The sequence below is a fragment of the Leifsonia sp. 10L418 genome (assembly GCF_056395445.1).
Map to the genome: position 1 here is coordinate 890,602 of NZ_JBFTJN010000002.1, position 24,176 is coordinate 914,777.

General features: G+C 62.8%; 24 protein-coding genes. 17 read left to right on the plus strand and 7 right to left on the minus strand.

The features are described from left to right. The first annotated feature begins 70 nt into the window (after positions 1-70). From mmsA to AC1DCF_RS07550, 3 genes are all read left to right on the plus strand, one after another. Complete coding sequence (gene mmsA, locus AC1DCF_RS07540) at positions 71-1,600, plus strand: multiple monosaccharide ABC transporter ATP-binding protein (protein WP_477210472.1); 1,530 nt, start codon at positions 71-73, stop codon at positions 1,598-1,600. A 31-nt stretch (positions 1,601-1,631) separates the two neighbouring features. Further along, the gene (mmsB, locus tag AC1DCF_RS07545) at positions 1,632-2,873 is read left to right on the plus strand and encodes a multiple monosaccharide ABC transporter permease (protein ID WP_477210473.1); all 1,242 of its coding nucleotides are present in this window, start codon (positions 1,632-1,634) and stop codon (positions 2,871-2,873) included. 566 nt (positions 2,874-3,439) lie between these two features. Next, positions 3,440-4,456, plus strand: a complete 1,017-nt coding sequence (locus AC1DCF_RS07550; RefSeq protein ID WP_477210474.1) for a hypothetical protein — start codon at positions 3,440-3,442, stop codon at positions 4,454-4,456. Positions 4,457-4,663: 207 nt separating this feature from the next. Here AC1DCF_RS07550 and soxR read toward each other — a convergent pair whose 3' ends face one another. Then, positions 4,664-5,119, minus strand: coding sequence for a redox-sensitive transcriptional activator SoxR (gene soxR, locus AC1DCF_RS07555; RefSeq protein ID WP_477210475.1), 456 nt, complete (start codon positions 5,117-5,119; stop codon positions 4,664-4,666). 153 nt (positions 5,120-5,272) lie between these two features. Here soxR and AC1DCF_RS07560 point away from each other — a divergent pair, with 153 nt between their 5' ends. The 5 genes from AC1DCF_RS07560 (at position 5,273) to nrdF (ending at position 11,301) form a co-directional block, all read left to right on the plus strand. Beyond that, positions 5,273-6,877, plus strand: coding sequence for an MFS transporter (locus AC1DCF_RS07560; RefSeq protein ID WP_477210476.1), 1,605 nt, complete (start codon positions 5,273-5,275; stop codon positions 6,875-6,877). A 437-nt stretch (positions 6,878-7,314) separates the two neighbouring features. Then, entirely contained in the window at positions 7,315-7,548 is a 234-nt protein-coding gene (gene nrdH / locus AC1DCF_RS07565) for a glutaredoxin-like protein NrdH (protein ID WP_345067121.1), read from the plus strand. 128 nt (positions 7,549-7,676) lie between these two features. Then, positions 7,677-8,081, plus strand: coding sequence for a class Ib ribonucleoside-diphosphate reductase assembly flavoprotein NrdI (gene nrdI / locus AC1DCF_RS07570; protein WP_441792090.1), 405 nt, complete (start codon positions 7,677-7,679; stop codon positions 8,079-8,081). 32 nt (positions 8,082-8,113) lie between these two features. Further along, the gene (gene nrdE / locus AC1DCF_RS07575) at positions 8,114-10,219 is read left to right on the plus strand and encodes a class 1b ribonucleoside-diphosphate reductase subunit alpha (RefSeq protein WP_441792149.1); all 2,106 of its coding nucleotides are present in this window, start codon (positions 8,114-8,116) and stop codon (positions 10,217-10,219) included. 107 nt (positions 10,220-10,326) lie between these two features. Then, on the plus strand, positions 10,327-11,301 hold the full coding sequence (gene nrdF, locus AC1DCF_RS07580; RefSeq protein ID WP_441792091.1) for a class 1b ribonucleoside-diphosphate reductase subunit beta: 975 nt from the start codon (positions 10,327-10,329) through the stop codon (positions 11,299-11,301). 365 nt (positions 11,302-11,666) lie between these two features. On the opposite strand, the gene AC1DCF_RS07585 is transcribed toward nrdF, so the two are convergent. Then, entirely contained in the window at positions 11,667-11,972 is a 306-nt protein-coding gene (locus AC1DCF_RS07585; protein ID WP_477210477.1) for an NIPSNAP family protein, read from the minus strand. Between the two features lie 150 nt (positions 11,973-12,122). Then, on the minus strand, positions 12,123-12,989 hold the full coding sequence (locus tag AC1DCF_RS07590; RefSeq protein ID WP_477210478.1) for an NmrA family NAD(P)-binding protein: 867 nt from the start codon (positions 12,987-12,989) through the stop codon (positions 12,123-12,125). A 66-nt stretch (positions 12,990-13,055) separates the two neighbouring features. On the opposite strand from AC1DCF_RS07590, the gene AC1DCF_RS07595 reads away from it, so the two are divergent. The 7 genes from AC1DCF_RS07595 to mtnN all read left to right on the plus strand — a co-directional run bounded on the left by AC1DCF_RS07595 (position 13,056) and on the right by mtnN (position 16,752). Next, positions 13,056-13,391: a winged helix-turn-helix transcriptional regulator gene (locus AC1DCF_RS07595; RefSeq protein ID WP_477210479.1), complete on the plus strand. Its 336-nt coding sequence runs from the start codon at positions 13,056-13,058 to the stop codon at positions 13,389-13,391. Between the two features lie 154 nt (positions 13,392-13,545). Then, positions 13,546-13,974 (plus strand): ester cyclase, encoded by a 429-nt coding sequence (locus AC1DCF_RS07600; RefSeq protein WP_477210480.1) that lies wholly within the window; start codon positions 13,546-13,548, stop codon positions 13,972-13,974. Positions 13,975-14,110: 136 nt separating this feature from the next. Then, complete coding sequence (locus tag AC1DCF_RS07605) at positions 14,111-14,632, plus strand: bifunctional nuclease family protein (protein WP_477210481.1); 522 nt, start codon at positions 14,111-14,113, stop codon at positions 14,630-14,632. Positions 14,633-14,703: 71 nt separating this feature from the next. Continuing rightward, complete coding sequence (locus tag AC1DCF_RS07610; RefSeq protein WP_477210482.1) at positions 14,704-14,841, plus strand: hypothetical protein; 138 nt, start codon at positions 14,704-14,706, stop codon at positions 14,839-14,841. Positions 14,842-14,854: 13 nt separating this feature from the next. Beyond that, the gene (locus tag AC1DCF_RS07615; RefSeq protein WP_477210483.1) at positions 14,855-15,310 is read left to right on the plus strand and encodes a nitroreductase/quinone reductase family protein; all 456 of its coding nucleotides are present in this window, start codon (positions 14,855-14,857) and stop codon (positions 15,308-15,310) included. 228 nt (positions 15,311-15,538) lie between these two features. Beyond that, the gene (locus AC1DCF_RS07620) at positions 15,539-16,006 is read left to right on the plus strand and encodes an S-ribosylhomocysteine lyase (protein WP_477210484.1); all 468 of its coding nucleotides are present in this window, start codon (positions 15,539-15,541) and stop codon (positions 16,004-16,006) included. Beyond that, positions 16,003-16,752 carry a 5'-methylthioadenosine/S-adenosylhomocysteine nucleosidase gene (gene mtnN / locus AC1DCF_RS07625; protein WP_477210485.1) on the plus strand — a complete coding sequence of 250 codons (750 nt, stop codon included), beginning with the start codon at positions 16,003-16,005 and terminating at the stop codon, positions 16,750-16,752. Before AC1DCF_RS07620 ends, mtnN begins: the two co-directional genes overlap by 4 nt. A 42-nt stretch (positions 16,753-16,794) precedes the next feature. Here the strand turns inward: mtnN and AC1DCF_RS07630 are convergent, their stop codons facing one another. From AC1DCF_RS07630 to AC1DCF_RS07645, 4 genes are read right to left on the minus strand one after another with little or no spacing between them, the layout of a single operon-like run. Beyond that, positions 16,795-17,994, minus strand: coding sequence for a M20 family metallopeptidase (locus tag AC1DCF_RS07630; RefSeq protein WP_477210486.1), 1,200 nt, complete (start codon positions 17,992-17,994; stop codon positions 16,795-16,797). Next, the gene (locus AC1DCF_RS07635; protein ID WP_477210487.1) at positions 17,991-19,424 is read right to left on the minus strand and encodes a serine hydrolase domain-containing protein; all 1,434 of its coding nucleotides are present in this window, start codon (positions 19,422-19,424) and stop codon (positions 17,991-17,993) included. Before AC1DCF_RS07635 ends, AC1DCF_RS07630 begins: the two co-directional genes overlap by 4 nt. A 54-nt stretch (positions 19,425-19,478) precedes the next feature. Beyond that, a complete protein-coding gene (locus AC1DCF_RS07640) occupies positions 19,479-19,775 on the minus strand; it encodes a hypothetical protein (RefSeq protein WP_441792111.1) in 297 nt (98 codons plus the stop codon). A 47-nt stretch (positions 19,776-19,822) separates the two neighbouring features. After that, complete coding sequence (locus AC1DCF_RS07645; protein ID WP_477210488.1) at positions 19,823-20,668, minus strand: M55 family metallopeptidase; 846 nt, start codon at positions 20,666-20,668, stop codon at positions 19,823-19,825. A 131-nt stretch (positions 20,669-20,799) separates the two neighbouring features. On the opposite strand from AC1DCF_RS07645, the gene AC1DCF_RS07650 reads away from it, so the two are divergent. Together AC1DCF_RS07650 and AC1DCF_RS07655 are read left to right on the plus strand one after the other, a co-directional pair. After that, positions 20,800-22,419 (plus strand): PucR family transcriptional regulator, encoded by a 1,620-nt coding sequence (locus tag AC1DCF_RS07650; RefSeq protein WP_477210489.1) that lies wholly within the window; start codon positions 20,800-20,802, stop codon positions 22,417-22,419. Positions 22,420-22,474: 55 nt separating this feature from the next. Beyond that, positions 22,475-24,172 (plus strand): ABC transporter substrate-binding protein, encoded by a 1,698-nt coding sequence (locus tag AC1DCF_RS07655; RefSeq protein WP_477210490.1) that lies wholly within the window; start codon positions 22,475-22,477, stop codon positions 24,170-24,172. The last annotated feature ends 4 nt before the right edge of the window (positions 24,173-24,176 follow it).

Here is a 24,176-nt window from a genome sequence, read left to right on the forward strand (position 1 = left end):
TGGGGCGACTACTGTTACCTGTTGCCCCACCGGCGGTTCACCCGCCAACGACACTCAGAGAGGCACGCGAGTGACCACCAATATTCTCGAAATGCGCGGCATCACCAAGACCTTCCCCGGCGTCAAAGCCCTGCAGGAGGTCACCCTGAATGTTGCGCGCGGCGAAATTCACGCCATCTGCGGTGAAAATGGCGCCGGCAAGTCCACCCTGATGAAGGTGCTCTCTGGCGTGTACGCGCACGGCAGCTACACCGGTGACATCGTCTTCGAAGACGAGGTCGTCGCCTTCCGCGACATCAGCGACAGCGAAGCCAAAGGCATCGTCATCATCCACCAGGAGCTGGCTCTCAGCCCCTACCTCTCTATTGCAGAGAACATCTTCTTGAACAACGAGCTGCGTGGCGCGTTCGGTCTCATCGACTGGAACAAGACGAACCATGAAGCCGCCAAGCTGCTCGCGCGCGTCGGTCTGAACGAGAACCCGACCACGCGCATCCTCGACATCGGTGTCGGAAAGCAGCAGCTGGTCGAAATCGCCAAGGCGCTCTCCAAGCGAGTCAAGCTCCTCATTCTCGACGAGCCGACCGCGGCCTTGAACGACGAAGACTCCGATCACCTGCTCGACCTGATGCGCCACCTCAAGGGTCAGGGCATCACGTCGATCATCATCAGCCACAAACTGAACGAGATCAAGAAGGTCGCCGACGCGGTCACCGTCATCCGTGACGGCAAGGCGATCGAAACGATCGCCCGCGACGATGTGACCGAAGATCGCATCATCAAGGACATGGTCGGTCGCGACCTCGAGCACCGCTATCCGGATCACACGCCGAAGATCGGCGAGGAGATTCTGCGCGTCGAGGACTGGACCGCGCACCACCCGCTGGATGTCACGCGCGTCATGGTCGACAACGTGAACATCAACGTGCGGAAGGGTGAGATCGTCGGCATCGCCGGGCTGATGGGCGCCGGTCGCACCGAGTTCGCGATGAGCCTGTTCGGGCGCAGCTACGGCACCCGCATCTCGGGACGCGTCTTCAAAGAGGGCGTCGAGATCAAGACCCGCACCGTGTCTGAGGCGATCGACAACGGACTGGCCTATGCCACCGAGGATCGCAAGCAGTACGGGCTCAACCTGATCGAGGACATTCAGCGCAACATCTCGATGGCGTCACTCGGCAAGCTGAGTCGCGGCGGCCTGGTCGACAGCAACGAAGAGTTCAAGGTGGCGAACGAATATCGCACCAGCATGAACATCAAGGCGCCGTCGGTGTTGTCGAAGACCGGCAAGCTGTCGGGCGGCAACCAGCAGAAGGTTGTGCTGTCGAAGTGGATCTACTCCAACCCTGACGTGCTCATTCTGGATGAGCCCACTCGCGGTATCGACGTCGGCGCGAAATACGAGATCTACGCGATCATCAACAAGCTCGCGGCGCAGGGCAAGGGCATCATCGTGATTTCGAGCGAGTTGCCCGAATTGCTCGGCATCAGCGACCGCATTTACACCCTCTCCGAGGGGCGCATCACGGGAGAATTCCCGATCAAGGAAGCCACCCCGGAGACCCTCATCAAACACATGACCATGGAAAAGGCCCGCTAGCGTCGGCGCTGGTGGATTAGGAGAAACGTCAATGAGCGATCTTGAGACCAAGCCGACGCCGGGAACGGCAGCGGGCGCGCAAATCAATCCGAGCACATCCAAGGCGGGAGCGTGGCTGACCCACCTGCTGTCTGACCTGGGCAAGAACGGCATCTTCATCGCCCTGCTCGTGGTGGTGTTGCTGTTCACTGTTCTGACCGACGGCATCCTGCTGCGTCCGCAGAACATCTCGAACCTGATCGTGCAGAACGGCTACATTCTCGTTCTCGCCATCGGCATGGTGATGGTGATCATCGCCGGGCACATCGACCTGTCGGTCGGCTCGGTTGCCGCCTTCGTCGGAGCCTGCTCCGGTGTCTTCGCGGTGACCTGGGGTCTGCCGTGGTGGCTGTCGATCATCCTGTCGCTGCTGGTTGGCGCGTTGGTCGGTGTCTGGCAGGGCTTCTGGATCGCCTATGTCGGCATCCCGGCTTTCATCGTGACGCTGGCCGGCATGCTGATCTTCCGCGGCCTGGCGCTGGCGGTGCTCGGCAACGCGAACATCGGTTCGTTCCCGGCTGAATACCGTGCGCTCGGCAACGGCTTCTTGAACAACGTGTTCGGCGAACTCGACCTCGACCCGCTGACGCTCGGCGTCGGAGCGATCGCGATCATCGCGCTCATCGTGCAGCAGGTGCGCACCCGTGCGGGCCGCGCGAAGTACGGCCAGGAAGTCGAACCGATCGTCTGGTTCGTCGCCAAGCTCGTTTTGATCTCCGTGGCAATCGGCCTGTTCGCCTGGGCGCTGGCCTCGTACAAGGGCATCCCGGTCACGCTCATCGTGCTGGCCGTGCTGATCCTCGTCTACGGCGTCATCATGAACCGCAGCGTCTTCGGCCGCCACATCTACGCAATCGGTGGCAATCTGCACGCTGCCGAGCTGTCGGGCATCAAGACCCGCAACGTCACCTTCTGGCTGTTCGTGAACATGGGTGTTCTGGCCGCACTGGCCGGCCTCATCTTCACCGCTCGCCTGAACCTGGCGGGCCCGAAGGCAGGCGACGGCTTCGAGCTTGAGGCCATTTCGGCGGCGTTCATCGGTGGAGCGGCGGTGACAGGCGGCGTCGGAACGATCGGTGGCGCCATCATCGGTGGTTTGATCATCGGCGTGCTGAACAACGGTATGTCGATCATGGGCATCGGCATCGAATGGCAGCAGGCCGTCAAGGGTCTCGTGCTGCTGCTCGCTGTCGCCTTCGACGTGTACAACAAGCGTCGCGCGGGCGGTCGCTAGCGCTCTAGCGCTCGACGTGTGCGCCATGCGCACGCGCCGGGCGTATGCGCCTGCGCTTGGTGCGCGTGCATGTGCTCGGCTGGGGCCCCGGTCATCCGTTCTGCGGATGCCGGGGCCTTTGGCGTGCGGGGGAGTTCGGCGTGCGCGGTGGCGGCAATTGGGTGTGCTGCGGAGGCTCTCGTGCGGGTTGGGCGCGGTGTAACCCGCTGGGCGCGGTGTAGAGCGCGCGCCTGCGGGGATACACCGCGCCGAGATGGCGGGATCGCAATTTTCGACCGGAGTAACCACTGAGACCGCATTTCATTTGCGGGGCCGGTGCCGCTGGATCCGTTGGCGATGCGTCGCTCCTGAGAGCCTTCCGCCAGCCATCATGCAGGTGGCTGCATCGGCTGGGCGCGGTGTATCCCGCTGGGCGCGGTGTAGAGCGCGCGCCTGCGGGGATACACCGCGCCGAGATGGCCACACTGCCCTTATCCACACTTATCCACGACGGATGCCTGCGCTGGGTTCTGCACTGATGTTGCGATTTCGCACAGCGGTTGGGTTCGGTCCCACCACCGTAGGGCATGCGCGAATTTCTGGAGACGGCTGCCGCTGTTCATGACGGACTGATTCCGGCGGCGGCGTTGAGACAACTTGGCGTCTCGTCGCACTCGGTTGAGGCGCTCGTCGAGCGTCGAGAATTGGTGCGGGTTCGGCGTGGAGTGTACGTCGGCGCCGAGCTCTGGGCGACGGCGAAGTATGACGACCGCTATCGACTCTTTGTGCAGGCCACGCACCTCCTTGGGCAGCGGCCGGTAGTCGTGTCGCACGAATCGGCGGCGGTCTTGCATGGGCTCCCGATCATCGGTTCGTGGCCGAAGACGCTTCACGTGATTGATGATTCAGCGACGGGTGGCAGCCACGCGCGATTGACCACGCGGCATCGAGCGACGTCGGCCGCCAATGCCGTGCAGATCGGCGCGATTCTGGCCACCTCGCTAGCGCGAACGCTCGTCGACGTGGCTGTGCAGGCCACCTTTCTGGTGGCTGTCGTAATGATCGACCACGCACTCCGCACCGAAAAGGAAAGGGAGGAGGCCGCGCGAGAGAGCGGCATCCTGGCTCGGCCGAGACTCACAAAAGCCGACCTCTATGCCGAGCTTTCACCGACGCTGTCACGTACGCGCCGCGAGAAGGCTGTGCGGGCCATTGAATTCGGCAGCGAAATGTCGGCGAACCCGGGCGAAACTCTCGGTCGGGTTCGGATGCACGAGCTGGGGTTCGAAGTGCCCGAACTTCAGATCTGGTTTCGGAACGTGGGCGGGCAGGACTACCAAGTGGATTATTACTGGCGGCGTATCCGAAAGATTGGTGAGTTCGACGGCAAGCTCAAGTACACGCGCGGGGTAGAGCTCGACGGCCGAAGCCCTGAGGAGGTCATGATGGCGGAGAAGCACCGCGAGGACGCGCTGCGCCAGGAACCCGGCTGCGACAGCTTCATCCGGTGGGATTGGGCGACTGCGCTCTCTCCGCGTCGGTTCCACACATTCCTCGTGGAGCACGGGGGCCGCTCGCGCGGTAACGCGCTGGCGGTGGAGTAGTAGCAACGGATGCCTCGTGCCGGCGGCGGATGCTTGGGGCCGGTCTCCAACACAGCCTGGCGCGGCCCGCTGCGATGCGGCGGCGAAGCCTCGCATGCAGCCCCGGCGCGGTGTATCCGGGTGGGCGCGGTGTAGAGCCCGCGCCAGAGGGGATAAACCGCGCCCAGATTGCGGCGCAAAGCAGGAGCGAGTCGGGAGCGAGCGGGCTCAGCCCTCCCAGAGGCGCGGGCCGGCCCCGGATGCACCGAGGCGGTCGCCGGGATTCTGCAGCGTGCACCGGGTGAGGCTCAGGCATCCGCAACCGATGCACTCCGTGAGGTCGTTGCGCAGGTGCTGCAAGTCGGCGATACGGGCATCCAGTTCGGACTTCCAGAGGCGCGACAGCCGTGCCCAATCCGCCTTTGTCGGCGTGCGGCTTTCGGGCAGGGAATCGAGGGCGGTGCGGATGTCGGCGAGCGGGATCCCAACGCGCTGCGAGACCCGGATGAATGCAACACGGCGCAGGGCATCACGACGATATCGGCGCTGATTGCCGTCAGTGCGTTCGCTGGAGAGCAATCCTTTGCGCTCATAGAAATGGAGTGCCGAGACCGCGACACCGCTGCGTTCTGCGAGCACGCCGACTGTGAGCGACGTGCGGGTATCGCCGCCGAGTTGTGGCATCTGGACTCCTTTTGACCTCAACCATAGTTGAGGTCATAGGCTCTCCAGCGCACGACCATCTCACCGCCGCCGACGCGGAAGCGGTGCGAAATAGCGGCGCAAGCCACCGTGTTGGCCTGATGACAAACGCAACACAACTGGGAGAATAAGCGCATGGGGAAGAAGACAACCGACGATGAGGCGCGCGCGGCAGTGAATGACGCGCGAGAAGAGTCGGAGGTCGACGTCGGGGATGAGACCGGGACCACTGCCACGACCGAGGCCCTGACGGATGCCGAGCGTACTTCCGCGATCAGGGCCGAGAGCAACGCCGTGACCAGTGCGTCGCCCAGCGCCGCGACCGACGGGGCCGCGACCGACAGCGCCGCGACCGACGGGACCGCGACCAGCGACGCCCGCGCATCCGCCCCTGAAACCCTTTTCAGCCCGCGCTACCGCTGGATCAGCATCGGCATGTTCTCGCTGATTCTTCTCGCCGCATTCGAATCACTCGCCGTGACCACCGTCATGCCGGCGGTCAGCGTCGATCTGAACGGTCAGTCGCTCTACGCGCTGGCATTCGCCGGCCCGCTTGCCGTCAGCGTCGTCGGAATGGTTCTGGCCGGAAACTGGTCTGACCGCCGGGGACCACGCGGCGCGCTCCTCGCCGCTGTGCTGCTGTTCACGATCGGCCTCATCGTTGCCGGCACCGCACAGAGCATGGGAGTGCTCGTCGCTGGCCGCCTGTTGCACGGCCTCGGCGGTGGAGCCATCACCGTCGCCCTCTACGTGATTGTCGCGCGCGTCTACCCTGCGATGCTGCAACCGCGCATCTTTGCCGGCTTTGCCGCCGCCTGGGTGATCCCGTCGCTGATCGGTCCGTTCCTGGCCGGCGTCGTCGCCCAAGCCTTCAGCTGGCATTGGGTCTTTCTCGGCGTCGTCGTGCTCGTCATTCCGGCCCTGGCCCTGGTGCTGCCGGCCGTGCGGGGTCTCAGCGAACGCCCGGGTGCGGATGCCGCCCCCTGGAGTATTTCTCGCATCGCCTGGTCGGCGTTGGCCGCGATCGCAGTGCTCGTGCTCAACCTGTCCGCCGATGCGGTGGGTGTGGCTCGGTGGATTCTGCCCGTGGCCGCCCTCGCGGTGCTCGCCCTCGCTCTGCGGCCGCTGCTGCCGGTCGGAACCCTGCGCGCAGCATCCGGGCTGCCGGGCGTCGTGCTCTTTCGCGGTCTCATCGCCGGCTCGTTTTTCGGTGCAGAGATCTACATTCCCTACTTGCTCACCGACCAATACGGCCTCACGCCGGTGTATGCCGGGCTCGGCCTGACGCTCGGCGGGGTGACCTGGGCGATCGGTTCGCAGGTGCAGGGCCGCTTTGCTGCACGCCTTAGCCACCAGGCCTGTATCCGCATCGGCCTCGCCCTGCTTGGTGTGGGGCTCGCGGCCACCATCGTGATGTCGGTCTACGAGCTCCCGGCGATCCTGCTGATCCTCTGCTGGGGAGTCGGCGGAGCCGGAATGGGGCTGATGTACCCGCGCACCTCGGTGATGGCCCTGCAGTCCGCGGCGCCCTCCGACCACGGCTTCACGAGTTCCGCAATCTCGATCTCCGACGGTATCGGCTCGGCCGTCTCCATCGCGGTGACCGCGATTGTGTTCGTGGCGTTGACGCCCTTCGGCGGGGTCTGGCCGTTTGTCGGATGCTTCGGGCTGGCCGCCGCGATCGGCTTGCTGGCCGCGCTGATCAGCGGTCGTGCCTCGGTCGCAGCGCACGTGGCCTGAGCGCTGCCTCGGGGCTGATTTTCGCCTGTCCCTCGCGTGGGGGACTGCCGCGTGTCGGCGGCACCTGCGAAGCTGGCGGACACGAATGCCTAGTGGGGAAGCCGCGTCCACGGCACAACATCTAGTGGTCAATCCGACACGCCCGGCGACTTTCCACAGGCAAAAATTAAGGTAACGCGGAGCCTGTGGATAACTCCCGCGACTCCCGCGTAATACAGGGCGACTTGGTTTTGCAGCCTGTTGAGAACCGGTGGAATGTCGGTGGATAACTACATAATTGTAATTACCGCATGTAGTGGCCGTTCCTATTTGAAATCACTAGATGTAGTATTGAGGTACCAGTTCAAGCGGGGGCACCATGACTGGTTTCGCACCTTTCACAGGTCCCTCAGCTCGCAATTCTCAACACTTTCAACTGACCAGAAAGGTCCAACGACATGGCAATTACGGTCTACACCAAGCCTTCCTGCGTGCAGTGCACCGCCACCTACCGCGCCCTCGACAGCAAGGGCATCGAGTACGAAGTTCTCGACCTCTCTGTTGACGAGAACGCGCTCGAAGCCGTCAAGGCTCTGGGGTACCTGCAGGCCCCCGTCGTGATCACCGACGAAGACCACTGGTCGGGCTTCCGTCCCGACAAGATCAACGAGCTTGCCGCGCGCATCGCCTGATCTGATTCATCCGTTTGACCTGGCTTGGCCGCCACCCGTATGACGCCACGCGCTCGACGCATGTCCGAATACAAACCAGCAATTCACTTTCCACGTGAGTTGCAACCCGCGAAAGAAAGGGGTGCCTGATGACTGATCTCGTCTATTTTTCGAGTGTGTCGGGAAACACCCACCGCTTCGTGGAGAAGCTCGACCGGCCGGCCGTGCGCATCCCGATCTACGCGCGCGAAGAACCACTGCGCGTTGAAGAACCCTTCGTTCTCTGCCTTCCCACCTATGGCGGGGGCATTGAAGGGGGAGCAGTACCGAAGCAAGTGATCAGATTTCTCAACGATGAGAACAACCGGTCACTGATCCGCGGCGTCATCGGCGCCGGCAACACCAATTTCGGGGAGGCTTTCTGCCTCGCCGGGGACATCATTGCTGCCAAATGCAAGGTTCCCCACCTCTATCGATTTGAAGTATTCGGAACACCGGATGATGTGCGCATCGTTCATGAAGGATTGGATTCGTTTTGGAAGCAACAGCCGTGAAGGTTTCTTCGCTTGACGCCGCAGCGACGGGAATGGATTATCACTCCCTGAACGCCATGCTCAACCTCTATGGTCCGAACGGTGAAATCCAGTTCGACAAAGACCGCGAGGCAGCACGCGAGTACTTCTTGCAGCACGTTAACCAGAACACGGTGTTCTTCCACAGCCTGCGCGAACGCCTCGACTACCTGGTCGAGAAGGAGTACTACGAGCAGGCCGTGCTCGACCAGTACTCGTTCGAGTTCATCACCAAGCTCAACGACCTGGCCTACTCGAAGAAGTTCCGTTTTCAGAGCTTCCTCGGCGCGTTCAAGTACTACACCTCCTACACGCTGAAGACCTTCGACGGAAAGCGTTACCTCGAGCGTTTCGAAGACCGCGTCGTGATGACCGCTCTCGGACTCGCCTCCGGCGACGAGAAGCTGGCCGTCAACCTGGTCGAAGAGATCATCGCCGGCCGCTTCCAGCCGGCCACCCCCACCTTCCTCAACTCGGGCAAGGCCCAGCGCGGCGAGCTCGTCTCCTGCTTCCTGCTGCGCATCGAAGACAACATGGAGTCGATCAGCCGCGGCATCAATTCGTCGCTGCAGCTGTCGAAGCGTGGCGGCGGCGTCGCGTTGCTGCTCTCCAACATTCGTGAAGCCGGTGCTCCGATCAAGCAGATCGAGAACCAGTCCAGCGGCATCATTCCCGTGATGAAGCTTCTCGAAGACTCCTTCAGCTACGCCAACCAGCTCGGTGCCCGTCAGGGTGCCGGTGCGGTGTACCTGCACGCGCACCACCCCGACATCATGCGCTTCCTCGACACCAAGCGCGAGAACGCCGACGAGAAGGTGCGCATCAAGACCCTCTCGCTCGGTGTCGTCATCCCCGACATCACCTTCGAGCTGGCGAAGAAGGGTGAGGACATGTACCTGTTCTCCCCGTACGACGTCGAGCGCGTCTACGGCGTGCCCTTCGCTGACATCTCGGTTTCCGAGAAGTACCAGGAAATGGTCGACGACCCGCGCATCAAGAAGTCGAAGATGAAGGCGCGTGACTTCTTCCAGACGCTCGCCGAGATTCAGTTCGAGTCTGGCTACCCGTACATCATGTTCGAGGACACCGTGAACGCGGCGAACCCGATCAAGGGTCGCATCAACATGTCGAACCTCTGCTCGGAGATCCTGCAGGTCAACACCCCGACCACCTACAACGAGGACCTCTCGTACAAGGAGATCGGCAAGGACATTTCTTGCAACCTCGGCTCGATGAACATCGCCTTGGCGATGGACTCGCCCGACTTCGGCCAGACCGTCGAGACCGCCATCCGCGGCCTCAACTCGGTGTCTGAGCAGAGCCACATCGCCTCCGTTCGTTCGATCGAAGACGGCAATGACCTCTCGCACGCCATCGGCCTCGGCCAGATGAACCTGCACGGCTACCTCTCCCGCGAACGTGTCTACTACGGCAGCGAAGAGGGAATCGACTTCACGAACATCTACTTCTACACGGTGCTGTTCCACGCGCTGCGTGCCTCGAACAAGCTCGCGATCGAGCGCGGCCGTGCGTTCGCCGGCTTCGAAGACTCCACCTACGCAACCGGTGCGTTCTTCGACAAGTACACCGACCAGGCCTGGGTGCCGGCCACGGCTCGCGTCGCTGAGCTGTTCGCAACGTCGAACGTCGCCATCCCGACCCAGGCCGACTGGGCCGAGCTGAAGGCATCCGTCATCGAGCACGGCATCTACAACCAGAACCTGCAGGCCGTGCCGCCGACCGGTTCGATCTCGTACATCAACAACTCGACCTCGTCGATCCACCCGATCGCGTCGAAGATCGAGATCCGCAAGGAAGGCAAGCTGGGCCGCGTGTACTACCCGGCTCCGTTCATGACGAACGACAACCTGGAGTTCTACCAGGATGCCTACGAAATCGGTGCAGAGAAGATCATCGACACCTACGCGGCGGCTACCCAGCACGTCGACCAGGGCCTGTCGCTGACGCTGTTCTTCAAGGACACCGCCACCACGCGCGATATCAACAAGGCTCAGATCTACGCCTGGAAGAAGGGCATCAAGACGATCTACTACATTCGTCTGCGCCAGCTCGCGCTCGAGGGCACCGAAGTGGACGGCTGCGTCAGCTGCATGCTCTAGCATTTCTGGATGCTTAACCGTTGGTCGAGCTTGTCGAGACCACGCAACCGTGTCTCGACAAGCTCGACAACCGGTCGTTCGACCCACGCTCGTAAAAAGGAACTCAAATGATTGACAAGCTCAAGCTCGTCTCCCACGTTGACGCCATCAACTGGAACAAGATCGAAGACGAAAAAGACGTCGAGGTCTGGAACCGCCTGGTCAACAACTTCTGGCTGCCCGAGAAGATTCCGCTGTCGAACGACATCCAGTCGTGGAACACGCTCACCCCGGCCGAGCAGCAGCTCACGATGCGTGTGTTCACCGGTCTGACCCTGCTGGACACCATCCAGGGCACCGTCGGCGCTGTCTCGTTGATTCCGGATGCGATCACCCCGCACGAAGAGGCCGTCTACACGAACATCGCGTTCATGGAGTCGGTGCACGCCAAGAGCTACTCGTCGATCTTCTCGACGCTCTGCTCCACCAAGGAGATCGACGAGGCGTTCCGCTGGTCGACCGAAAATCAGAACCTTCAGAAGAAGGCCTCGATCATCATGGAGTACTACCAGGGTGACGACCCCCTGAAGCGCAAGGTCGCCTCGACGCTGCTCGAGTCGTTCCTGTTCTACTCGGGCTTCTACCTGCCGATGTACTGGTCGTCGCGAGCCAAGCTCACGAACACCGCCGACCTCATCCGTCTGATCATTCGTGATGAGGCTGTGCACGGGTACTACATCGGTTACAAGTTCCAGAAGGGGCTCGAGAACGAGACCCAGGAGCGTCGCGATGAGATGAAGGATTACACCTTCAACCTCATGTACGAGCTCTACGAGAACGAGATCCAGTACACGCAGGACCTCTACGACGAGGTCGGTCTGACCGAAGACGTCAAGAAGTTCTTGCACTACAACGCCAACAAGGCGCTGATGAACCTGGGCTATGAGCCGATGTTCCCGAAGACGGTCACCGACGTGAACCCGGCAATCCTGTCGGCTCTATCGCCGAACGCCGACGAGAACCACGACTTCTTCTCGGGCTCCGGCTCGTCGTACGTCATCGGCAAAGCAGTGAACACCGAGGACGAGGACTGGGACTTCTAGGTCTGGTTTGAATTCTCGAAAGGGCGGATGCTTCGGCATCCGCCCTTTTGCGTTCACGTCAGTCGGTGCTGGTCCTGGGGCGCGGGGTATCCCGCTGGGCGCGGGCTATACACAGCGCCCAGCGGGATACACCGCGCCCAGATGGTTGCGGGTGACCGCAATTGCGTATTGCAGCTCCTTACCTGGCGCGGACCTGCGCCAGCCACTGCCGAAACCGACCGCGGGTGCTGGTCAAACAGTTGCTGGGCGCTGATGCCGGCCGTGATTGTGTTACTTGCTGGGGTCGAGTGCTTGGTGAGGCCTCCGGCCTGCGCCGTGGCCCCAGGTCGGTGGATGCCGCGGCATCCGTCAGCACAACATCCCAGCTACTCGAATACTGGCGAGAGAAAGCGGCGTTCGTAGCGGCGGATGCACTGCGTGCGCGTGGCGAACTCGAATGCGGCGATACACTCCGGATCAGTGGATGCCGCCGTGCGGTACTGCTCGTAGGCAGCGAGTGAGTCGAAGGTGAAGAGCGCGAATGCTTCATCACTGTCACCTTCGCTGGGCAGAAAATACCCGTGATGTGTGCCGCCGAGTCTGTTGACGAGCCGGATCCACTCTTGGCCGTAAGCGCGAAAATCGTCGAGCTTGTCGGCGTCGATCTCATAGCGAAGGTGGATCGTGATCATTGGGCTTTCCGTCTCTGTGGGGGGCGGGCAGTTTCGCGTCGATCTCATGCTCCCACCTTGGAAGTCAGACTTCCCGCAGGTTGGAGGCAGGAAACGGAGAACGCGAAGGCCCCGGGAAGATGCCCCCGGGGCCAGCATGTTGAACCGCTACTACGCGGCGCTGACCTCCGCCAGCCACTCCGAAACCGAGCGCGGGTGCAGGTCGAGTAGCTGCTGGGCGCTGTTGCCGGCGGCGATCGTGTTGCCTTCCTGGGTGCCGAGCGCCTGGTAGAGGCCGACGACCGGCGCCGTGGCATCCGGTCCGAACAGCGGCGTGATGAGCTCGCCGAACTCGGCGGGGGTAACGGCCTCGAAGCGCACGTCGCGGCCCAGGTGGGCGGCGAAACCGGCGGCGAGGTCAGTCCCGGTGAGTGCCGGGTGGTGGCCGACGGCGACGGTTCCCGTGAGGGTGGGGTCGGTGAGCAGGCGCACGATGGTGGCGGCGACATCGAGGTGCGAGCTCCACGAAACGGGGTAATCGGTGCGCAACGGGTAGCGCAGCACGCCTTCTTCGCCGGCCGGCCCGGCCACGACCGGCAGCAGCAGATTCTCAAGGTAGAGACGCGGGGCAACGACCGCGAACGAGACGCCGGTGGCCTCGACGCCGCGAATCAGGGTCATGATCGCGCTGTCATCGGATGCCTGCATCGGCGACTCGGGGGCGTCGACGATCTGGCCACTGGTGGAGATCACGACGCGGGCGGGCCGTGCCTGGCCGACGGCCTCGACGACCGAGCGGGCGAACGCGGCCAACTGGTCGGGAGCGCCCAGCGGGAGGTGAACGAAAACGCCCTCCGCACCGCGATAGGCGTCGGCGAGAGACGCGGTGTCGGTGAAGTTAACCGTCACCGCTCCGGCGCCCGCGGGGAGGCCTGCGGGATTGCGCACTGCGGCGGTTGCCTCCGAGCCGGCGGCGAGCAGTGAGGTGAGAACGGGGGACCCTTGAGCGCCGGTGGCGCCATGCACGATGTAAACCATTCGTCCATTAGTGCATAGGATGCACTGGTTACGTCAAATGCACTAAAGGGAACTCGGAGCAAACTCGTGGAGAAAGATTTCTTGCCGGAATGCGGTGTTGCGCGCTTTCTGACCCTCTTTGACGGAGCGTGGGCCACGCTCATCGTGCGTGAACTCTTGCACGGCCCACACCGATTCACCGAACTCCGCGGGGCGCTTCCGGGAATCAGTGCGCACACCTTGACCAATCGGCTGCGCCTCTTCGAGACCCACGGAATTGTCACGCGCACGGCCTACCCAGAGATCCCGCCCCGCGTGGTCTACGAGCTGACGCCGCTCGGCCATGAGCTACGTGACGTTCTGGAAGCGATGAACGCCTGGGGCACCGCTGCGCCGGACTCCACCTTCGTTTCGGCCGCGTGAGCTGAGCCCAGCGCGGCCGGCCCTCACAACGGTCAGGGAGCGCCGTTGACGCGCTGACGACGTACGAGTAGCGTTCTCGGCGTCCGAGTGACTAAACGGGTTACCCGGTGTAACGGTTGCGGCCGACGTGTCGCACCTGGAGCGAGGCGATCGCATGACTACCGAACAGAACAAGGCGCTGGTGCGCCGGTTCTACGCGGAGATCGATGCCGGCAATATTGATGCCATGGATGAGTTGGTCGCCGAGGATTATGTCGACCACAATCCGGCTCCGTTTCCCAACCTCGCCTCCGGTCGCGAAGGGCTGAAGCAGGCGTTCCGGATCTTCTGGACGGCCACACCCGGGCGGCACGAGATTGAGGATCAGGTCGCCGAGGGGGACAAGGTGGTCACCAGGCTGACGGCGCACGGCCGTCACGAGGGCGACCTTCCCGGGCCACTGCCTGCCACCGGCCGTGAGATTCGCGAGACCGGTGTTGCAATCCACCGCATCGCAAATGGACAGATCGTGGAGCATTGGTCGGATCGCGACGACCTGGGGCTGATGCAACAGCTCGGTGTGATCCCACCGGCCGGAGCCTGATCATTTTTCGTGAGGCCGGCGGGCACCAAGTGCGATTGACGACGTCGCCCCTCGGCAGTCTCACTGTTCTCGGTCCGCGACCGGCGACCGGACGTACTATGGCCGTGTCAAACCCGACGATGAGACGGGAGTCGCCATGGTGCAGGTACGCGTTCTCGGGGTTGCGCTGGACGCCTTGGGCCAGCACATCATCCTTCTGAAACCGATCGGAGAGTCTCCGGCGGAGGGACACGTGCTGCCGATCTGGGTCGGCGAGCAGGAGGCGACATCCACGCTGATCGCCCTCAGTGGCGAGACGCCACCGCGTCCGCAATCGCACGATCTGATGAAGACACTCCTCGATACCGTCGGTGCCCGCGTCGAGCGGGTGGAGGTGACTCGCATCGAGCAGGGAACTTTTTACGCCGAGATCACTCTCATCACCGCAACCGGCGCACTCGTGCTCGACGCCCGGCCCTCAGATTCCGTCGCTCTCGCACTGCGCTCCGCTGCACCGCTCTTCGTCGCCGACGACGTGCTGGAGGAAGTGGGGATTCCCGCCGCGATGGTGGAAGCCGTCGACGAGGAGGAAGACGAGGGTCCGCCCGTCGGGGAGCAAACGCTCGACGAGTTCAAGGATTTCATCGAGCACGTCGACCCGGAGGACTTTCAAGGCTGACGCCATCCGCGCTCGCCCACCGTCGACGGCGTGAATGCACACCGTGCGGTGTCAGGGCCAGCCGCCAACGGATGACGAGGCCGGCCCTCCTGTCGCTGACGGCCGGACAGGAGGACTATGGAATCGTGGCTCGCAGATGGGTGTGTCTCGCGACGCTCGGCCCGATCGGGGTTGCGGCTCTGGCCTTCCTGCAGAACGACGACAAGTAGACGGGACGAGACAATGGCATTCGACACGCCGAATGGAACGCGCGGGGCCCGCCAGCGTGGGCACAATCGGTTCGAGCACTGGGGCAACCAACGGATGGTCGGCCACGTCCGTCGCACCGGCTCCCTCGGGCGCACTCAGGTGCTGGTGCTCGTGACGATCGGGAGAAAAACCGGCGTCGAACGGATGACCCCCGTCGGATGGTTTCCCGGCGGGGGCGACACGAAGCTCATCGTGGCGTCGGCGTCAGGTGCTGCACACAATCCGTCCTGGTATCTCAACCTCGCGGCGCATCCCGACGCGGCTCGTATCGAGTTTGCCGGACAGCGCATTGAGGTGAGTGCCGCGCAACTGCACGGCGCAGAACGCGACGACGCCTGGCGGATGATCACGACACAGTCGCCGAACTACGCCAAGTACGAGACGATCACCGACCGTGAGATCCCGATCATCCGTTTGACGCCGCGCTGACACGGGGTTGATGCTGGGTTGACGTGACGCCGTTCGAGCGTGCAGCCGGCCCCGAGCCGAGCGCGCAGCCGGCCCCGAGCCGAGGCAGCGTATTCTCGTATTCGTCTAGATTTACGACCTCGCGCGACGAAGAGACCTCGCTTCACACGTCTCTTGATGCCGATAAATGTGACCCGGGATGTCGGTCGCACGAGCGAGACTGGTCCGAACTCGAACAGAATGTTGAAAATGAACCCAGAGCGAATGAACGTCGAATCCTTCAATCTCGATCACCGACTCGTTGCGGCGCCCTATGTGCGCGTTGCCGACACGAAGCGCCTTCCGGCCGGTGACGTGATCACGAAGTTCGATGTGCGGTTCACACAGCCGAATGTCGACCACCTCGAGATGAAGGCTGTGCACTCGCTCGAGCACCTTTTCGCCGAGCACTCGCGCAACCACTCCGACAAGGTCATCGACTTCTCGCCGATGGGCTGCCAGACGGGTTTCTATCTGATCATGCAGGGCGCTCCCGAGTTCGACGAAGTTGCCGCGCTCATCGAGGTGACGCTGAACGATATCCTGCAGGCAGATTCGGTGCCCGCTGCAAATGAAATTCAATGCGGTTGGGGTGCCAACCACTCGCTCGAAGATGCGCAGGCTGCGGCCGCGGGCTTCCTGGCCGGTCGCGAAACCTGGAACGTGGTCTTCGCGTGAGCTCTCCCGAAGTTGTCATCCTGGTCGCGATGGACGACGAGCTGGAGCCGTTCCTCGCCCGCGCCGAACAGGTCGGCGAAGCGCGAGCGATCGGAAATTCGGTTCACCGCAACGTCGTGCTGGGCGGTCACCCCGTCGTGCTCGTGCGCACCGGGATCGGCCTTGTCAACGCGGCCGGCGCCGCAACCGCAGCAATCCTCGACGCGCAGGGCGCCGGGGGACAGCACGGCGTGCCGCTGCTCATCAGCGCCGGCAGTGCCGGCGGGTTGGGCGCCGACGTGCGGGTCGGCGATGTCGTCGTCGGCACCGAGTACATCAACGTCGACGCCGACGCTCGCGCATTCGGCTACGTGCTCGGTCAGGTTCCGCGGATGCCGGCAAGCTACTTCGCGCCCGATGAACTGGTCGAAACCATCGGCGCCGCTCACACGCTCAGCGCCGGCACCGTGCACCAGGGTCTGATCGTGTCCAGCTACAGCTTCGTGACGCCTGCCCGAGCGGTGAGCATCACCGGGGATTTCCCCGGAGCACTGGCGACGGACATGGAGTCATCCGCCATCGCTCAGACCTGCCACGTGTTCGGGGTCCCGTTCGTTTCAGTTCGGGGCATCTCCGACTTGTGCGGACCTGCCGCCCAGGACGACTTTCTGGAGCAGGTGGACGACGCGGCGACGCAGTCCGCATCGGTGGTCATCGCCGCGATCGACGCACTCCTGCGTGCGAGCAGCGCCGACACACTGGCCTAGGCCGAGACGCCCCTTCAACAGAGCGGATGCATCGGCATCCGTTCATTCCGCGGGAATCAGCTCGAATAATCGTTCCTGTCGAGCCAGCGGGGATCCACACAATTCCTCGATGAGGGCGGCTACAAGGGCCGTCCTCGGTGGGACCATCTCCGCGAGAGCGTGTTCGCTGCGGGCATGTGCGCCACCGCCGACAGCACCAAGGCCGTCAAGTGTAGGAACGCCGATTCCCGCAGTGAAGTTGCCGTCTGAAGCCCCGCCGACGGCGACGGCGGTGAGATTGCCGAGCCCCTCCCGCATCGCTATCCGTTCCGCCCGATCGAAGAGGCCTACTGCGCTCGCTCGCTCCATGGGGGGCCGGTTCATCCCACCACTGACGGAGAGATTCGCGGCCGGGTTCTTGGGCACGAGGGAACGCATGGCGGCGTCGACACGTTTCTGTTCGACGTGTGTGCGCACCCGGACATCGACGTCGATTGTCGCCTCCGCCGGCACAGTGTTCCGGGTCGTTCCGGCCCTTAGGGTGGTGGGTGTAACGGTGGTTCCTCTGGCAGCGTCGGCGAGAGTTTCGATTGCCAGGATCTGGTGGGCCAGTTCGATGCTGGAGTTCACCCCCTTTTCCGGCTCGAGGCCAGCGTGCGCCGCCCGACCCTGAACTGCGACTCGATAGCTGGAAACGCCTTTGCGCTCAATCTTCAGTGCCCCACCGTCGCCGGCTGCCTCAAGCACGAGGGCCCCTGCGCACCCGTGGGCTTCGGACTCGATCAGGGCGCGGGAGGTGGCAGACCCCGTTTCTTCGTCGCCGGTGACCAGAAGATTCACGCCGTCCAGCGCCTGGCTTCCTCCGCGTTCGAGCACAACCGCGAGTGAGTGGATCGCCTGGACGAGTCCGAGTTTCATGTCAAAACAACCGGGGCCCCTGATGAGGCCGTCCACATTGGAGAAGGGGATATCGGCGAGTGTGCCGCGTGGCCACACCGTGTCGTGGTGCGTGAGGACGATTACTCGAGGCGTTCCGAATCTGAGACGCAGGTGTTGACATCCGCCGATTTCGACCGATTCAGGCCGCCGGCCCAGGCGTTCTTCAACGAGGTCAGCGATCACATTCGCACTCGTTGCGACGGCCTGGAAGTCGTGCGAGGGCGACTCGCAGTTCACCAGGCGCTCCAGGTCTGCGAGCATCAGCGGCAATCGTTCAGTGCACAGTGCCAGCAAAGAAGCGGGATGCTCGTCAATCGTGCTCACTCCGCCGCACCCTGTCGTTGTTCGGTGACCTGCGGGTACGCTCTCAGACCGAAGTGCATCAGTTGTCTTTCTGCGGTGGACTCGAAGCTGATCCGAATCCAATCGGGGCTGTCCGGGCGGAGCGCCCCGAAGTACCTTCCGGCGCTCACGACTGTCAGCTCCGCGCTCATCGCCTCGGGTTCGCTGGTGTCGAAAGCGCATGTTTGATACTCGCCAACTGCGCCGTCCGGTCGAGGCTCGATCACGATTCTCAGGCCGGCTGCCTCATAGGCTCCGGCGAAATCCCTGAGACCATCTCCGGCAACCGCTGCGACGTCCGTCGCAGCGCCCGCTTCCGGGGCAAAGATCGGAGGCATTGTCGCCCCCGCGAACAGGTGTGCCGCCGCGGTGAACAGTTCACGATGGAGGCTGTCTGCATGACCACCATTGGTGGACAGAGCCAAGACGATCCCTTGCTCAGGAAACAATCGAAGGTAGGAGTTCTGACCCAGCGTTGCGCCATCGTGGTTGATGGTCGGTACTCCGCCCCAATCCTGCAGACACCAGCCCAGGGCCCATTCGTCGGCCAACGTGGTGGCATGTGAGACGCCGACTTGACTGCGGAGCATCTCCGACAACTGCTCGGCAGGCATCAACGCTGTCCCTCCGGGGAGGAACGAGCGAGCGTAGGTGAGGGTGTCGCCCGTGGAGGCTGTGATCAACCCGGCGGGCCCGACACTGCGCGGAAAAAGGAATACGTCGGTGACATCGCATGCCGCTCCCACCCCCACATGTCCCACGGCGAAACTGTGAAGCGCCGTCTGTTCTGGCAAGGTGGTCGTTGCCGTGAGCTCCAAGCGCGCCAGAATGTGCGCTGCCAGGGCCGCGTCCCACGTCATCCCTCGTAGCACTTCGACGACGCGTCCTGCAATCACGAACCCGGTGTTGCAATAGGACCAGGTCAGTCCCGGGCTGAAGATCTGCTCGGCCGCGGGCAGGGTCGCCACGTACTTTTCCACGCAGTCGTCGCCGCGGCCGGTGTCCGTGAAGAGATCGCCGTCGATGCCGCTGGAGTGCGTGAGGAGGTGCCGCATCGTGATGGTGGCAGCGGCGGATTCGTCGGCGAGTGTGAAGTCCGGCAGCACATCCCGGATCGGGGCGTCCAGGTCCAAGACCCCCTCAGACACCAACTGCATGACCAGGGTCGTGGTCCAGGTCTTGGTGATCGAACCGAGTTGAAACAAGGTGTCGGGGGTCACTCTGTGGCCGGTGCGGATGTTGGTTTGACCGGCGGCCACAATGCAGCGCTCCTCGTCGCCCGCCCCTGCGGAGTCGGCGCCAGTGCGGAGGATTCCGAAAACGGCGCCTGGCACCTGATACGTGGCAATCAGGGTGTCCAGACGTTGCTGCCAATAATCGCTGTCCAGGTTGACTTCATCTGAGCGTTTCACGGGAGTCCTTACGTCGCGGTGTTGTTGGTCACGGGGCGGTGGAATGGCCCACCTCTACGGCGACGTCAACTTGGCGCCATTGGCGATCGCGAGAATCGTCACGAGTAGAACGATCGTGCCGGCGATGAGGCCGATGACGGCCAGGGTCATGCCGATGATGGCCAGAACGTTTCCCTGTGGCTCCTTCGCGCGTCCCTTGATACTCAGCACAAGCCCGACAACGGAGAAGGCGAGTCCGAGCACCGGGACGAATCCAGTCAGAAATCCGAGCACTCCGGAGACGAGACTCAGAATGCTCAGGAGCGGGGTCGTGGCAGGTGCCCGGTGCTGGGTTGAAATGTAGTCAGTCATTGTGATTGATCTCCTCGATCGATGTGGAACGGTTGGTCGGGGGGGGGCTACCGCCGGTTGATGATCGCCATCTTGTTGCGCATCGCACTGGCGGCGAGTTCGTAATTGACACTGATCAGTCCGAGTACCTCTGACACGTCGTGAGCACGGCGCCGAATTGTTCGATCGCCGGTGCGCTCGACTCCGGGCACCCCGAGGGCCAACTCGGCGGCCAGGGGGGTCGGCATGTCGATCTCGAGCACGAGTTCGGTGGGATGTTCGGGGCGGGGCAGCGACGCTGCGGTGCGGACGGTTTCGGCTGCGGCGGCACGGACAAGTTCCCGTGCGGCGCTCGGCGAGAGCGAATCAGTGGCGGACCAGCCGTGGGCGACCTTGACTTCGACAGTCCTGACGCCGGGGATGACGGCATGCGCGAGTGCGCAGATAACGTCATCCCCGGTGACGAGTCCCACCGGTACACCCAGGGAGGCGGCATACAGCGCATTGACTTCGGCTTCTGAGACGGGGCGTCCGTCGAGACGGACCTCCGTGAAATGGCTCGAAAATGTGTGAGCCAGCAGTCCGGGGGACCCCGCAGGTGCGTGGTAGCCCACAAAAAGGGCAACGTCGCAATCCGCAGTGAGTCCCTCGGCCATGCACTGGGCCTTGGGCGACCCGAAGACGAGGCGAGCGCGAGGGTCGAGCTGCTCATGGATCAAGTTGTCCATGGTGCCGTGGGAGTCATTGACGACAACGGCGGTGGCACCGCCGTCGAACGCGCCCGCGATGGCAGCGTTGGTCTCTGCCGTCATGAGCTCCTGGGCGCGTGGATAGCCGTAACCGCCACGCACAATCTGATCCAGCGTCGCGATCCCGGCGATGCCCTCCATGTCGACGGAAATGTAGACCTTCATTTGTTGTCAGACCTCTCTACGTGGCTGTTGGCACGTGTCCAGTATCACTTTCCGAGAACGCGAATTGTTCGTTCGGACGACCAATCTCATGGCGGTCAGGCTGTACATTTGGGCAAAAGGGAGAGCAGTCGATGTCTAGGGAATCTTCAAACCGTGCGCCAGAGCCGACACTGGGTCGCATCGTCGAACGGCTCGGGTCAACGCTTCTCTCGCTAGAGGCCGGCACCTTTGAGGCAAGTCGGCTCGTGCGATCCGTGGTGCTCTACGATCCGCTTGACCATTCAGCAGTGACAACGGACGCACTAGTGCTGGGCGTGGGAATTTCGGGTTCTGACAACTCCGCCGAGCAGATCCGCATGCTCGCGGCGGAAGGGGCAGTCGCTCTGGTGCTGCGGGAGCCCGTTCCGACGAGTGACGAAGTGACGAGAGCGGTGGAGGAGACCGGGTTGGTGCTCTTCGGTCTGGTGCGGGGAGCATCCTGGATTCAGGTCGCCACGATGTTGACTTCCGCGTTGAGCATCGACCCGTCTGACGATGCAGGCCCCGGGGCCGAAGCGGATATCGGAGCAAACCTCTTTGAGCTCGCCAACGCACTGGCTGCGCTGTTACAGGCGCCCGTGACGATCGAAGATCTCTCCTCGCGTGTCATCGCCTTCTCGGCCGATCAGGCGGGAACGGACGAGCCGCGCCGGCGCACAATCCTGGGACTTCAGGTTCCGGAGGTGCTCCACGACGCGCACCGCAAGAATGGCTCGTTCCGGCGCATCTACAACTCAGAGCGTCCCGTGTTCGTGGAGAAACCGGAACCATCGGCGCTGCCACGCGTTGCGATGCGCGTGAAGGCGGGAGCGGAATTGCTCGGCTCGATCTGGGCCGTGGTTCGCGAGCCGCTCACCGAGCAGCGTGAGCAAGGAATGGTCGAAGCTGCACGCGTTGTCGCTCTGACGATGCTCAGAGCACGCGTCAGCGCGGACTCCTCGGCACGACTTCGGCTGGGCCTCGTCAGCATGTTGCTCGAAGGGGGAACCCGGGCGCGGGAGGGCGCGAATCAGCTCAATTTCTCCAAATCAGCGGCGTGTGTGATCGCGATCGGTGGGCGGAGTGAGCAGGAAGACGCCGCCCGGTCGGAGTCGGAGGCGCTTCGCGTCGCCAGCGCCCTGAACGTATATCTCCAGCCCATCTATCCGAGGGCCGTTGCGTCTTTGTTGGGACGCACCATCTATGCCGTCGTGCCGTTGCGCGCGACGAACCAAAATGCGCAGGACGAGGCGGTGCAGATCGCCCGAACGTTCATCGCCCGAGTCGAGTCACCGAGCACTCTGTTCGCCGGCATCGGTTCGGTGGTATCGGATGTCTCCGATCTGAATCGCTCGCGCACTGAGGCGGATTCCGCGCTCCGTGTGCTGCGGGGCCGAGAGGGGGCGGAGTTGCGCGTCGCGACGATCGCAGATGTCTATGCGTCAGCGCTGATCTTGCGGCTTTCGGATCTTGTCGCGGCAGACAAGGTCTCGATCAGCGGTCCGTTGGAAGCGCTCGGCAGCTACGACGTCGAGCACAATACCGAATTGGTCGCGACTCTCCGCAGCTGGCTGGAGAATTTCGGTGACGTTCGTGCTGCCGCAGACGCAATCCAGGTTCACAAGAACACATTCCGCTACCGGCTTGGCCGGTTGGCAGAAATCGGCGGGATCGATCTGCAGGATCACGAGGTGCGGTTCGGCCTCATGTTGGAGTTACGACTGTTCCATTAGATCGTTGGGTCAACAGTTCAACTTGGAGGCTCAAGCTTGGTCTTTTGAACGATGATTGCTGTGGACGCATGGGCAATTGTTAACCGGAGCACCCGCAATGATGCGGGATAGCTGGCTTGCAATTCTCGACACCCCAAGGTGGACAGCCATGAAAGTTCGTTTGATCTCCGCGATAGCGCTCGCCGCAGGAAGTACGTTCGTCCTTGCCGCGTGCAGCGGACCCACATCATCAGGAAACTCGGAAGCAGACTATGCCAAAGACGGCACGCTGACCGTTGCTTTGAGTCAAGACCCGGGCGATCTCAACCCGGCTGTTTCCGACTTGGTAGCCGCGCAGATCGTGGCTTCCTACACGTATGACACGCTCCTCTTCGCCGATCCTTCCACGGGGGATCTCAAGTCCTATCTGGCCACGAAATGGACGGAATCGCCGTCAAAGGTCGATTTCACCCTGAAGCAAGGGGTGACGTGCTCCGACGGCACCCCATTCACCGCTCAGACTGCCGCCGACAACTTCAACTGGATTGTGGACCCGGCCAACGGTTCGCCCTTGAAGGACTCGGTCATTCCTGGTGACGCGAAGGCGACCGCCGAGGGCGATGTGCTCACGGTCGAGACGCCCGAGGCGTCTCCATTCCTGCTTCAGAACATCGGTAGTACGGCACTTCTCTGTTCGGCGGGGTTGGCGGATCCCAAGAGCGTCGCGTCGGCTAGCGATGGAACCGGACTCTTCGTCATCAAGGAAGTGGTTCCGAACGACCACATCACTTTGGAACGTCGCGCGGGCTACACCTGGGGCCCCGACAGCGCTACCACCTCGGAAACGCTGGGTGTGCCCGAGACGGTGGTCCTCAAGATCGTGACGAACTCGAGCACTGCCGCCAACCTGCTCCTCTCCAAAGGGCTCAACATCGCAGACATCTCCGGGCCCGATGAGCCGCGGGTGAAAGCAGCCGGGCTTGTTTCGAAGCCGACCTCCCGACTCGCGGGACAGATCACGTTCAATCATTTCGACGGGCTTCCAACGTCGGACCCCGAGGTTCGCAAGGCGTTGACGGAAGCCATCGATCTCGATACCTACACGAAGATCATTACTGCCGGAAACGGCACGCGGGCCACATCGCTGATTGCCGTAGAGCCCAAACGATGCATGTACGACAGCATCAAGGGCACGCTGCCGGAATTCGACGTCTCACAGGCGAAATCCACACTCGCCGCGGCCGGATGGACCAAGGACTCGTCAGGCAAATTGGCGAAGAACGGTAAGCCGCTGACGCTCTCGCTTTACTACATCAATGACTCAGACCTCGACAACGCTGCGGCCGAGTACCTGGCCACGCAATGGACATCACTGGGAGTCGACGTCAAGCTTCTCGGCGGTGATCAGAACTACATCATCACGAACAATTTCGCTCCGGAGGATCCAAGCAAGTGGGATGTGACTTCACTCACGCTCAACAGTGATACCCCGAGCATCTTCCCGGCCTACCTGACCGGCCCGGTGCCGCCCAACGGAACCAACTTCGCCTCCGTCACGAACGCCAAATACGAGGAACTGGTCGGGAAAGCCAGTCTAGAAACTGGTGCGGCCGCGTGTGAGTTGTGGAAACAATCCGAGCAGGCGTTGTTCGCGCAGACCGACCTGATCCCGATTTCAGTCGCGACGGACAACGTCTACTTCAACGGCGCCACATCGATCTACGCCACCGGAAATGCGATTGTTCCCGGTTCGGCCTACCGCGTGCTTCGGTAGCTCA